The following is a 12,494-nucleotide window of genomic DNA, read 5'->3' on the forward strand; positions in this document are numbered from 1 at the left end:
CCCGCACCCAGGAACAGTCCGGTTCCGATCGCGCCGCCGATCGCGATCATCTGCAGCTGGCGCGGGCGCAACGCCTTGTGATAGCCCGCATCCTCGACGTGCAGCGCGTCCGCGGGCGTAGACAACTCGGGATCGGGACGAACTGTCGCCATCGGTTGGTCTCCTCCGGTGACGGGAATAAATCGTTAATCAATGTACCGTCGAATATTGGCACGATCAATAGAGGTGTGAATTCGCCCAGGTGAGACCCCATTTCCCAGGCACAGAGACTGGCGCGGCTTTGCCGCCGACGTCAGCGGCCCAGCCAAAACGCTGGCCGCGCAACGCGAATAGGGCTGCGGGCGGCCAGCAGCGCAACCATCGCCATGCCGACACGAAAGCTGCCCAAGACCCGGACCACACCTAAATCCGTTGGGCATCAAAGTATTTCGTTGTCAATGACACCGGCTTGCTTCGCCTCGGCCGGCACAGCCCGGCGCCGGATGCGCCGGGCGCGAAAGCCGAGCCTAGACAGGCGGCCGATACGTGACTTCCCGAGTGACGGCTTCGTCGACCTGCTCAGGGGTCAGCAGCGCCACGGTGTGCGATATCGCCGCACCGGAAGCAGCGGTGCGGATGGCGAGTGCCGCGGCCGAAACCTCGTCCGGGACATCACCGATTACGAACAGGTCATCCTCACCGAAAGCGAAATAACAGACGTCCACATGGCCGCCCACACTCTCGACCATTTCGGTGATGGCCGCTCGGCGTGCGCTGCCGCCCTGCGCGAGCAAACCGCGCGCCCCCTCCGGTGAGTAGCCGACCCGCCACAGGTACTTCGACATGTCCAGTCGCCTCCTTCTCGCAGAACGATCTCGGCGAGACGACCCTACGGTCTCGCCGACCGCCGGGCGGCAACCGAGGAACAGCGTCCCAGCAATGATGCAGCAACGTAACAGTGGCGATGCCGCAACTGACATTCATGCGGACAAGTCGTGCGCACCGCAGCGGCTCACCAAGTGGATCATGATTCGTCCAAACGGCCTTCCCTATGCAAACGCGCCCGCCTCGGCGAACCGCTTGCCGCCCGCCCGATGCGAGGGAGTGAGACCGGCTCCGGCGTCTACCGGTTACACGGCGACCGCGGTCTTCGAACCGGCAGGCGGGTGCACGACGCCGGTGAATCTTCCGCTGGAGATGTCGTAGGTGTGCTGGCGCACGGCGTCGCCGGAGTTGCCTTCGATGGTGGTGATGCTGTTGCCATTGCGGGCCACCACCACGCCGATGTGATTTTGGCCAGCGAAGACGACGAGGTCGCCGGGGCGGGCATTCGCCATGCTGCTGTCGGCCCAGCCTTTGCCCACGGCGTCGGACCAGACGCTGGGCACGTAGTTCTTATTGCTCCAGTCCACGTTGATGCCGGACTGTTTCCAGACCCAGGTGGCGAAGGACGCACACCATGCGTCATCGATGTTGTACGGCCGGTTCACGTGGTTGGTTCCGATTTCGGCGACGCCGAGTTCGTTCTCGGCGAATCCCTTGATCTTCTCGATGGTGCTGGCATCGGCGGGCGGCACATAGCTGTGACCCGACCACGCGGTTGTCAACGCCCTTGTCGTCCCGCCGTAGTAGCCGCTCGTCGGATTTTCGGGTGCGTAGTAGTTGATGTGGTCGGCATGCCGCTGGATATCGGTCGCGGCGTCGCGCATCCGCTGCTCCACCGTTGCAGCGGCGGAGGCGCATGCGGTCCGCAGTGGGCCCTCCACCGATTCCGGCCAGTACTGATTGCCCGTAATCCGATCGGTGCTCGGTCCCGGCGCCTTCGCTGCGTCGTCGATGGCGCCTTGGAGTTGCTTGACCGCTTTCTCGATGTCGTCGTATGCGTCGCCCGCCACCGAGTAGGTTCCATAGGTCGAGCTGTCGACGCCTTCGTCGTTCTCTTCCATCGAGGCTTCGATGTCTCTCAGCGCGGCGACGGTTTCGTTGTGGTTGGTCGTCGCGATCGACTGGTTCTTATCATCGATGAGGTTCTTGTCCTGTAGCAATTTCACGAATTTCGGAGCCCTGGACGGCGTGCCCGCGCCCAGCCTGTCGACATTGGCCTGAACCGCCGCATGGGTGGCATTGACGATGCCCTTGAGTGTGTCCGATGCGTAGCCGGGAACGGTCAGCGACGGGATGATCCGATAGTGATCAACGGTCGGGCTCATCGCAGACCCCGATCGCCACTCAGCTGTGGACTCACGAACAGCATCATCCGTAATCCTCTACGCGCCAGGGACATACGCGATTCGAGTATTACCCATTCCCAGAATTGGGGACAGTCTCGGTCACCACCCTCACTCGCTACCGATGGCTTCGTCGGGCGGCATCGATCGGGTGTCATTGCGCGCCTCGGCGCGACGCAACGAGGCCTGGGTTCCGGACGAATGGGCACCGAGTCGACCACCGGGGACCGACGAAAGATCAGTTCGCTGAAGACCCGGTTGTGATCAGCAATGTTGCAGGCAATATATCGTATCTCACATTGTAGCGGCAGATACTGATCAAACGTAAGAGAAGTTGCTGTTCAGCGCAGCATCCTACTCGCTTGCACCCAATCGGAAATGAGATACGATATCTCGAACAGCCGCTGCTGCTGTATCCACTCCGGCGCGACAAGAGGACATCCATGCGATTGGCCAGCATCGTGCGAGATGGGCGAGTGCACGCCGCAGTCGTCACCGACGACGGCGTGGCCGCGATGGCGGACATCGCGCTCATCTCCACCGGCACGCCCGGTGCGATCGCCGCCACGGGCGAGGATGCGGCCGAGGCCGTCATACCCGGGGTCGGCCATCTGAACACGACGGTCACAGCAGAGGTATGACCGGAGCCGCAGTCCGGGACATATTCACGATCTCTCAACTTCCAGGAGCAATTGGTGGATCTCGAACTTCAGGACAAGGTGGCGCTGGTGTTCGGCGCTGGCGGCGGACTCGGCAGCGCGATCGCCGACGTGCTCGCTACCGAAGGCGCCAAGATCGGCCTCGCCGACATCAACAAGGAGGCGTTGGACGCGGCGACTGAGCGAGTCGGCCCGCAAACCGATACCGCAGCCGTTCAGTGGGACCTGAGCGATCTCGATTCCATCCCGGACAACATCGCCGCTGTCGAGGACAAGCTCGGACCGATCGACATTGTTGTCAATATGACCGGCGGCCCGCCGCCGACCCCGATCTCCGGCCAGAGCCGGTCGGCCTGGTCGGAGCACTTCGAAGCGATGGTGCTCTCGGTCATCGGGATCGTCGACGCCGTCGTACCGGGTATGCGTGAACGTGGCTGGGGTCGCATCATCACCAGTACGTCCAGCGGCGTCGTCGCCCCGATCCCCAACCTCGGACTTTCGAACGCGCTTCGCTCCACATTGGTGGGCTGGAACAAAACCCTGGCGCGTGAGGTCGGCCCGTACGGCATCACGAGCAACATCATCATTCCGGGCCGGATCGCGACTGCCCGAATCACCCAACTCGACCGGGCCAAGGCCACTCGCGAGGGCCGGTCGGTCGAAGACGTCGCGGCCGAGAGTGTCGCCTCGATCCCTGTCGGCCGCTACGGTCGCCCGTCGGAGTACGCGGACTTGGTTGCCTTCCTGGCCAGCCAACGGGCCAGCTACATCACCGGCAGCATGATTCGCGTCGACGGCGGCCTGATCGCTTCCGTGTGAATCGCAACGGTGCTGCATCGAAAGGAACCGTCAACCGAATGAACGCCGCACTCGATCTCGACCGGCCAGCGGCACGACTCGCCGAGATCACCCCCTCTTCGATTCGCGCGATCTTCGATCGTGCCAACGAATTGGAACGCACCGGGGAACGCGTCATCCACTTGGAAATCGGACGCCCGGACTTCGATACACCCGACGTCGCAAAGCAGCACGCGATCCAAGCGATCGCGGATGGCAAGGTCCACTATGGCCCCAACTCCGGACTGCTGGAGCTCCGCGAGGCGCTGTCACGGTATCTCGGCCGCCGACACGGTCTGTGCTACCGCCCGGAGGACGAGCTGCTGGTGACCATCGGCGCCAACGAGGCGGTCTTCCTCGCCATGATGGCGTTCTGCGGGCCAGGCGACGAGGTCGTAGTTCCGGTTCCTGCATGGTCGGCCTATGTAGCCTGCGTGCGGTTGGCCGGGGCCACCCCGGTATTGCTGCCACTGCGTGCGGAGAACGGCTATCAGGTGGACCCCGATGAGCTGGCATCCGTTATCACCCCGCGGACCCGCATGGTGGTGTGGTGCACGCCGCACAACCCGACCGGCGCCGTGACGGATCCGGAGCGGTTGGCGCGGATCGGCGAAGTTCTGCACAGTACGCGCGCCCTGCTGCTGTCGGATGAGATCTACGGCGAGCTCGTCTATGCGGGCCGTCGGCACGTCTCCCCCGCATCGATCGGCGACCTGCGGCACCGCACATTCGTCGTCGGCGGGTTCGCCAAGGCCTATGCCATGGACGGCTGGCGTCTGGGGTGGCTGGCGGGGCCGCCGGAACTGATCCGACCTGCATTGCGGATCCGCCAGTTCACCACCATCTGCCCGACAACGTTCGCCCAGCTCGGCGCCGCCGCCGCACTCGAGGAAGCCGACGCCGATCGAGAAGCGATGCGCCAGGAATTCGAGCGCCGTCGCAGTGCGGCGCTAGATCTGCTCACGCAACAGAATCTGCTGTCACCCGGTCAGCCGCACGGGACGTTCTACCTGTACCTCTCCTACCCCGAACAGCTCGGGCCATCCGACGAGATCGCCTGGGAGCTGCTCGAAGAACACCGCGTTGCGGTCGTGCCCGGTACCGCTTTCGGGGCGGCCAGCGGCAAGCACGCACTACGAATCTCCTACGCCTGCGGCATCGAAGACCTCCGCGAAGGTTTGACCCGAGTCATCACCGCGATGGCCGACCGCAGCGGCAGTCGGTCAGGTTGAGCCGAGAAGCCGACCACATAGCTCTTCTTCCGGCCGCAACATAGCCGACGCTCGGTGATCCGCCCCAGCCGAAAAGATAACCGTCTCTATCCGGGGCACTGGATTGGCAACCGAACAGCACATGCCGGATTCGCCGCCGGCCTGTGCTGTTCGCGCTGCGGCTGATGCTCAGGGGTTGAGCTCCGGCTGACCGTCGTCTGCCACCGGCCGCGCGGCGAGCACGATCGCCATCACATGCAACACGTGCTCCGACATCAGCTCCCCCGCCTTCTCGGCCTGCCCGGCGAGAATCGCCTGGGCAATTGCGACGTGCTCATGGGCGCAGTTGATCGAGTCCTGCGAGGGCGGAACGTCGCGCTCTCGGAGAACCGAGGTCAATACGAGTGAATCGTCGACGGCCTCGGCGAGCACCGAATTCCCGCTCGCCTGCGCGATGGCGCGATGAAACGACCGGTCGTGGCCGCGGAAGGTCGCGGCATCGTGCGCCTCGGCGGCCTTCACGGACTTGTGTGCCAGCATCACGAACTGTTCCCGCGCCTCCGCATCCGCGCGATTGGCGGCGTAGAAGCTCGAACTGCGTTCGATCCCAGCGCGGAACTCATAGGCATCGCGAATGCCTCGGATCGACGGGCGGACAACTCGCAGCCCACGCTCACACGGTTCGACGAGACCGACATGCCGCAGTCGGAGCAACGCCTCGCGGACGGGCGTCTTGCTGACATTCAGCATCGACGCCACCTGCGCCTCGCTGACCCGGCTTCCGGCGGCCAACGCCCCGCTGACGATGCTGTCCCGAATCGCGTGAAGTACCCGATCGGTCAGGTTTTCCGGCCGATCAATATAGGGGAGCGGCGATGCGTTCATTGCCGCGATGGTATCTGAGATATCGACCGCAAACCAAGATGGCGTGCGCCGTTCAGGGCAGACGCGCGGCACCTGCTGTCACGGCAGGTCGGTCCGCCGCGGCGTATGGGAGTGCCGTGCCGTTGGTAGCGCCGGTCGGACTACGCATTCCGGTGCCCGGTTTCGCTACTGCCCGTCCAGATAAATCGCTGCGCTACCCACTCCGACTGCTCGCCGAGCGCAGTCGTATGGCGGTCGATACGGCCCTGCGCGACCACCATTCGGCGACGTTCGACAGACCCAGGCCCCTGGGGCTGGATAGGGCAGGAGCCAGCGGGATGCGGCGCTAGGCATGCTGCGTCGGGATGTCATATTCCATTGTTGGATGGACAGCACCCTTGCGATCTTCTCGAGCTACTCGATCAGAGTCTCTTCAGTGCGGTGAACTGGCGCTTCCTTTCATATGTCTCCGACGCTCCTGGATTGATATACGATATATTGGCAGCGCTTGTTGCGGGTATCCGACTGGTCTGCCGGGCGACGGTACGCCGCTATTGGCGTACACCGGCGAGAAGAATGAATGGAGTTGGTGAGTGAGCCGCGGTGTATTGGTAACCGGTGCATCTCGAGGAATCGGGCGAGCCGTGGCGGCTGCGTTCGCGGAGGTCGGTGATCGGGTTGCGGTGCATTACTCGTCGCGTCGCTCCGATGCGGAGGCGACGCTGCGCGGGCTGCCCGGCGACGGGCATGTCCTGGTCTGCGGAGATATCGCGAATGCGGCGGATGCCGCGGCGATCGTCGACGCGTCCGTGGCTGGGCTCGGAGGGATCGACGTCTTGGTCAACAACGCGGCGGTCAATCTGCCGCATCCGCTGCCGTCGACCGATTATGAACAGTGGCAGCAGGTTTGGCGCCGGACGGTGGACGTCAATCTGCTCGGCACCGCCAACGTCTCCTACGGGGTGGCGCGGCACATGATCGAGCGCGGCATCTCCGGACGCATCGTCAATGTGGGCTCGCGCGGCGCGTTTCGCGGCGAACCCGACCATCCCGCCTATGGCGCGACTAAGTCCGCGGTGCAGGCAATGGGGCAATCGCTGGCAATATCATTGGCGCCCTACGGGATTGTGGTGGCCTCCGTTGCACCAGGGTTCGTCGCCACCGAACGGGTCGCGGATCGGGTCACCGACGAGGTGCGCGCACAAAGCCCCTTCCACCGGGTAGCCGAACCTGCCGAGATCGCCGCAGCCGTGCGCTATCTCGCCACACCGGAGGCGGCATGGAGTTCGGGCGCCGTTCTCGATGTGAACGGTGCTTCGTATCTGCGGTGACGTATCTGATCAGGTCACACGGTTCATCGCAGACCTTCGGCGCGTTGGCCGGAGGCAAGCCGGGCGACGCGGTTGTTCTCGAACTGCTCCGTACCGTCCTCACCGAAGGAATCGAGGCTCTCGCGGTCGAGGCATCGACACCGCACTCGGCCGACTGCTGACCACGCACTCCTTGCAGAAAGTACAGATCAAATGACGAAAACAACGTTGCCCCGGGAAGCCAGCGGTGTCTACACCATCGCTCCCACCCCCTTCACCGACGACGGCGCGGTCGACGAAACCTCGCTGGACCGCCTGATCGACTTCTATGCCGAAATCGGCGCGAACGGAACCACGATCCTCGGCCAGCTCGGCGAGGCCCCCAAGCTGGATCAAGACGAAGCCCTGGGGATTGTGCGCCGCGTGGTGAAACGGGCGCAGTTTCCGGTCGTGGTCGGAGTCTCGGCACCGGGATTCGCGTCGATGCGCTCGGTGAGTTCGGCAGCGATGGACGCGGGAGCCGCTGGCGTCATGGTCGCGCCACCCCCGTCGCTGCGGACCGACGACCAGATCGTCAACTACTACGCCAACACGGTCGAAGCGATCGGCGCCGACGTGCCGTTCGTCATCCAGGACTACCCACTCACCTTCTCGGTTCAGATGGCCCCCGCCGTGATCCGGCGCATCGTCGCCGACCACCCGAGCTGCGTGATGCTGAAACACGAGGACTGGCCGGGCCTCGAGAAGATCACGGCATTGCGCGGCTTCGAGGCAGACGGATCGATGCCACATATTTCCATCCTGTGCGGCAATGGCGGGCTGTTCCTGGATTTCGAAACCGAACGCGGCGCCGACGGCGCCATGACCGGCTATTGCTTTCCGGAGCTCCTCGTCGACGTCGTGCGACTGACTGCCGCGGGAGACCGCGACGCCGCACACGATCTGTTCGACGCCCACCTGCCGCTGATCCGCTACGAGCAACAGCCCGGCGTTGGGCTCGCCGTGCGCAAGTATGTCCTGGCGCGGCGCGGCATTCTCGCCAGCGCCGCACAACGCCGCCCGTCCACAGCGCTCAGCGACCGAGCCCGGGCCGAAGTCGACTACCTGCTCGCCAGGACAGCTCGCTACGACGGCCGCGCGCAGCTCGGCTGAGCGTCGGAGCCTCGTTCCGCGGGCAGCGGTTCGATCCGACGCGTCGCCGATCCGGCAGCCCGCGACTCCAACAGCCGCCGAGGATGACGACGGCTTTGGCCGCGAATTACGGGTCGCGGTGGGAAATCCATGACCGGCGCTGCCACGGTGCGAGGGCATCGCGGGCCAGCCAGCGCCGGATCGTGGCCGCCGAGATCGACTCGCAGATCCCCTGCGCCCCGCGAATTCGATGTGGGAGCACCTGTCATCTGATTGTATCTGCTCTCAGATAGACGTAGGCTGACTGCATGAACCCACAGGCGTCTATGTCGACGGCCCCAGGACCGGCGGGTCACAACGTCGCCGGGCTGGGCTCCACCCGGTCGGAGGTGTTTACAGCGGCACGAGTGGAGACGCGCCCGACCCGCATCGGGAAGGACAACGGCGTCGTATGGCCGGTGCATGATGCGCGACCACTTCCACCAGCAACGAAGGAGTGAAATGACATGAACGACCAGCATGCCGAAACCTCGATCGTCGCCGACTATGTTGTCGTCGGTACCGGATCGGCCGGCTCGATCATCACAGAACGGCTCAGCGCCAACTCCCGCAATCGGGTCGTGGTGTTGGAGGCCGGTGGAAAAGACACCGACCGGCGTATTCACATGCCGGTCACCTGGTTACAGCTGTTCCGCAGTGACGTCGATTGGAACTATTCGACCGAGCCGCAGTCCGAGTTGGACGGGCGACGGATCCATTGGCCGCGCGGTAAAACCCTGGGCGGCTCGTCTTCGACGAACGCGATGATGTGGGTGCGCGGGTTTGCGGCCGACTACGACGAATGGGCGCAACATGCTGGTGAGCAGTGGTCGTTCAACAATATCGTCGGATACTTCCGCGCAATCGAGGACGTACAGGCAGCGCGCGAACCCGATGAGGGTGTCGGCGGGCGGATGCACGTCTCACATCAGCGCAGCCCTAATCGTCTCACTGCGGCCTGGCTACAGGCGGCTCGACAGTCGGGCTATTCGACCGAACGCGCCAACCTTCCTCAGCCGAGCGGGTTCACCCAAACGGTCGTTACCCAGCATCGAGGCGCCCGATGGAGCACGGCTGATGCCTACCTGCGACCCGCCATGCGACGGGAAAACGTCACCCTCATTACCGACGCCACGGTCACCCGCGTGAGGTTCGTCGACAAACAGGCCGTTGGCGTGGAGTTCGAAAAAGACGGCCGAATCCAATTCATTCGCGTCAGCCGCGAAGTGATCCTGTCGGCGGGCGCGGTGAATTCGCCGCAGCTGCTGATGCTTTCCGGTATCGGGGATCATCGCCAGCTGGCGCGCCTTGGCATCGACACACTGCACCACGCTCCGCAAGTAGGCCGAAACCTCTGCGATCACTTGGTGTCGGTGCTCGGATTCGACGTGAACGAGCCGACGTTGGTCCGGGCCGGACGACCGTTGCACATCGCTGATTATCTGATCCGACGCCGCGGCATGCTCACTTCTCCGGCTCCCGAGGCCTACGGATTCGTACGCAGCGACCCACGCCTGAGGCTGCCCGACCTGGAGCTGTTCTTCGGGCCCGGCCCCTTTTTTGACGCCGGACTCGGTGAACCGTATGGACACGACGCGGTGTCCCTCGGATCGATTCTCGTCAAACCACACAGCACCGGGCACATCACCTTGGCCTCGTCGGACCCGAAAGCAAAACCGATCATCGATCCCCAGTATTTGTCCGACAGTGACGGAGCTGACCGCGCCGCAATGATGGAAGGTCTGCGGATCTGTGCGAGGATCGCCCACGCACCGGCATTGAGCAGCGTGCTCGGCACGATGGCGCGCCCGGTCGGTGCCACCGACACCAGCGAAGCCACCCTCGAACGCTCACTCGAGAGCGAATCCCACAGCATCTACCACCCCGTGGGCACCTGTCGGATGGGCAGCGATGCCGACAGTGTGGTCACACCGGAATTGGAAGTTCGCGGGGTGCGGGGACTGCGCGTCGCCGACGCTTCCGTCATGCCGACCATCATCCGAGGCCACACGAACGCGCCGAGCATCCTCATCGGCGCCAAGGCGGCAGATCTCATCACGACAGCCAAGGCAGCGTGACAAGCTCGAGTCCACTCACCATCTGATGCAACTGCCATCAGATGGTGAGTGCCGCTACTTTTCAAATGATGTAACCAACGTCGGCGGACACGTCATCAGCCGTAGCTTCGCGGCTCCGCACATCATGCCGAGTGAATATGGAGACACCGATGAGAGACTACGACGGGAAAACCGCGGCCGAGCGCACCGCCGAGCGGCGCCAACGCTTGATCGACGCCGGTTTCGAGCTGTTCGGCGAACACGGCTATGCCGGGACATCGATCCGCGCGGTGCTTCGCCGAGCCGAGCTGCGAGACCGCTACTTTGCTGAGAGCTTTCCCGACCTCGACTCACTGTTGGCCGCCGTGTATTCCCAACTCATCGAAGAAGAGATCACCGCGTGCCGTGCCGCAATCGACGCCGAGAGTGGTTCATCGGACGGAGGAGCCCGCGCGATGATCGCCGCGCTGGTTCGATCCCTGGAAGGGGATCCGGGACGAGCTCGAATCAAATTGCGGGAAGCTGCCGCCGGCGGCCCGGTCTCACGAAGGCGCCGACAGGACGGGCTACACAAACTCGCCGAACTAGTCGCCAGCTTGCTACCACCATCGAAAACTCGCTCAGCAAAAGACCAGCTGTTGCTGTCGGTCGGCATGGTCGCTGCCGCCGACGAATGGCTCACCATATGGATCGACGGCGAACAGAACCTCACTCCTCGCGACGTGGTCAACCTCGTCATGACGATGTTCGTCGCTCTTGCTGAACCAGATGCAACCGACGCCACCCACGACTGACCAGCTCGAGGGCGAATGCACGCCGAACCGGACCTGCGACATCACCCGATGACACGACACCGCCGCCCGTGCACGTCGGCATGTGGCACTGGTGCGGGGTTGTCCCTGCATGAAACGTACATCCGAGCCAGCTGCAACGCCCCGAAGTAGCCGGATCCGGGGACGAAATCCGGTGCGGGCCTATTGCTCCGCGGTTGTCGGCGATCCGGTGCGCGCCCAAACATCGTGTCGCGCAAGATCGCCGGTGTCGGCTACCGCTTGGGAAAAGGCCCGGATCAGTGGGCTTTCGGCGGCCGTGCGCCACACCAGCGCCCACCGGCAGATCGGTGCGTCGCGAATCGGAACGAATGCCAGGCCCGGCCACGGGTAGAAGAGCGCGGCCTCTGCGGCGACGGCGGAAACGCCCCGTCCGGTGGCCACCATATTGAGAAGCTCATGCCACGTAGAGATCGCGGGTCCGCGCGCAATCGGTCTACCCGTTGGCGTGTGGAAAGGGTTGAGCGCTTCCTCCATATAGGGCGGAATCGACCGGCCCGCCACGATGACGCACTCGCCGAGGTCTTCCAGACAGATCGACTCACGCGCGGCATACCGGTGACCGACATCGACCATCAGCACCATTGACGAGGTATGGGTGACCGGCCCGACCGTAAGGTCGGGCTCACGCACCGGCATCCACACCAGCGCGACGTCTACCTCGCCGGACCGCAGCAGTTCCAGTGGCGCCGGCGGCTGGATCTCACGATGGTTCAGCTCGACCGACACATGCCGGGCTTGAAATAGCTCGATGGCGTCGACCAGCACCGATGGATGTGGGCCCATACAGCCCACCGTCAGCACACCCGCTATACCGCGCGCTACGGCGGACACGCTCTCGACACCATCCATGATCTGCCGGTATCCGGCTCGGAGCTCCCGATGCAGTTGTTCGCCGAGCGGCGTGAGCCGCACAGCTCGCGTCGAACGGTCGAACAGCAGCCCGCCGATACGGCGCTCCTGCTTCTTGATCGACTGGCTGACCCGAGCCTGGGTGATGTGCAGGCGTTCCGCGGTACGGCGAAAATGCAGCTCCTCGGCCAACGTCAAGAAGATCTCGATGTCCCGCAGCTCCACACCGCACTCCACACGCCAATGGCCGATTCCTCGAAGGAATCAACTATAGGGAGCTGATCGTTCCAAAACATCGGTCAGGTCGTTCCACAACATCGGTCAGGTCGTTCCACAACATCGGTCATGGCGCCTTGTGCCGCAATACCTCTGACAAAACCACCCCTCGAAGGAACGCACCATGCGGTCCGGCCGCCGGATCCCGCCGTCGGCGCGATCCGCCAACCGCAGCCCAGTCAACCGGTGGTGCGGACTTCCGTCTCGCCGATCTGCATTTG

General features: G+C 64.0%; 12 protein-coding genes and 1 pseudogene. 8 read left to right on the top strand and 5 right to left on the bottom strand.

Annotation, left to right across the window (positions count from 1 at the left end):
• From ABZ293_RS18210 to ABZ293_RS18220, 3 genes and pseudogenes are all read right to left on the bottom strand, one after another.
• Positions 1-152, bottom strand: a pseudogene (locus ABZ293_RS18210) (L-asparagine permease); the annotation flags it as partial.
• Positions 153-506: 354 nt separating this feature from the next.
• On the bottom strand, positions 507-824 hold the full coding sequence (locus ABZ293_RS18215; protein ID WP_355181947.1) for a GYD domain-containing protein: 318 nt from the start codon (positions 822-824) through the stop codon (positions 507-509).
• A gap of 285 nt (positions 825-1,109) precedes the next feature.
• On the bottom strand, positions 1,110-2,189 hold the full coding sequence (locus tag ABZ293_RS18220; RefSeq protein WP_355181949.1) for a CHAP domain-containing protein: 1,080 nt from the start codon (positions 2,187-2,189) through the stop codon (positions 1,110-1,112).
• Between the two features lie 461 nt (positions 2,190-2,650).
• Here ABZ293_RS18220 and ABZ293_RS18225 point away from each other — a divergent pair, with 461 nt between their 5' ends.
• From ABZ293_RS18225 to ABZ293_RS18235, 3 genes are read left to right on the top strand one after another with little or no spacing between them, the layout of a single operon-like run.
• Positions 2,651-2,848, top strand: a complete 198-nt coding sequence (locus ABZ293_RS18225; RefSeq protein WP_355181951.1) for a hypothetical protein — start codon at positions 2,651-2,653, stop codon at positions 2,846-2,848.
• Between the two features lie 54 nt (positions 2,849-2,902).
• Positions 2,903-3,685, top strand: coding sequence for an SDR family oxidoreductase (locus ABZ293_RS18230; RefSeq protein ID WP_355181953.1), 783 nt, complete (start codon positions 2,903-2,905; stop codon positions 3,683-3,685).
• Positions 3,686-3,723: 38 nt separating this feature from the next.
• Entirely contained in the window at positions 3,724-4,935 is a 1,212-nt protein-coding gene (locus tag ABZ293_RS18235) for a pyridoxal phosphate-dependent aminotransferase (RefSeq protein ID WP_355181955.1), read from the top strand.
• Between the two features lie 168 nt (positions 4,936-5,103).
• On the opposite strand, the gene ABZ293_RS18240 is transcribed toward ABZ293_RS18235, so the two are convergent.
• Positions 5,104-5,799: a GntR family transcriptional regulator gene (locus ABZ293_RS18240; RefSeq protein ID WP_355181957.1), complete on the bottom strand. Its 696-nt coding sequence runs from the start codon at positions 5,797-5,799 to the stop codon at positions 5,104-5,106.
• Between the two features lie 572 nt (positions 5,800-6,371).
• On the opposite strand from ABZ293_RS18240, the gene ABZ293_RS18245 reads away from it, so the two are divergent.
• The 5 genes from ABZ293_RS18245 (at position 6,372) to ABZ293_RS18265 (ending at position 11,109) form a co-directional block, all read left to right on the top strand.
• Positions 6,372-7,109, top strand: coding sequence for an SDR family oxidoreductase (locus ABZ293_RS18245; RefSeq protein ID WP_355181959.1), 738 nt, complete (start codon positions 6,372-6,374; stop codon positions 7,107-7,109).
• Positions 7,106-7,270, top strand: a complete 165-nt coding sequence (locus tag ABZ293_RS18250; RefSeq protein WP_355181961.1) for a hypothetical protein — start codon at positions 7,106-7,108, stop codon at positions 7,268-7,270. Before ABZ293_RS18245 ends, ABZ293_RS18250 begins: the two co-directional genes overlap by 4 nt.
• Before the next feature lie 31 nt (positions 7,271-7,301).
• Positions 7,302-8,240, top strand: a complete 939-nt coding sequence (locus ABZ293_RS18255) for a dihydrodipicolinate synthase family protein (RefSeq protein WP_355181963.1) — start codon at positions 7,302-7,304, stop codon at positions 8,238-8,240.
• Between the two features lie 485 nt (positions 8,241-8,725).
• Positions 8,726-10,336 (top strand): GMC family oxidoreductase N-terminal domain-containing protein, encoded by a 1,611-nt coding sequence (locus ABZ293_RS18260; RefSeq protein ID WP_355181965.1) that lies wholly within the window; start codon positions 8,726-8,728, stop codon positions 10,334-10,336.
• A 149-nt stretch (positions 10,337-10,485) separates the two neighbouring features.
• Positions 10,486-11,109 (top strand): TetR/AcrR family transcriptional regulator, encoded by a 624-nt coding sequence (locus ABZ293_RS18265; protein ID WP_355181967.1) that lies wholly within the window; start codon positions 10,486-10,488, stop codon positions 11,107-11,109.
• Positions 11,110-11,289: 180 nt separating this feature from the next.
• Here the strand turns inward: ABZ293_RS18265 and ABZ293_RS18270 are convergent, their stop codons facing one another.
• A complete protein-coding gene (locus ABZ293_RS18270) occupies positions 11,290-12,222 on the bottom strand; it encodes a LysR family transcriptional regulator (RefSeq protein WP_355181969.1) in 933 nt (310 codons plus the stop codon).
• Between the last annotated feature and the right edge of the window lie 272 nt (positions 12,223-12,494).

The organism is Nocardia sp. NPDC005998 (genome assembly GCF_040614395.1).
Taxonomy (GTDB): domain Bacteria; phylum Actinomycetota; class Actinomycetes; order Mycobacteriales; family Mycobacteriaceae; genus Nocardia.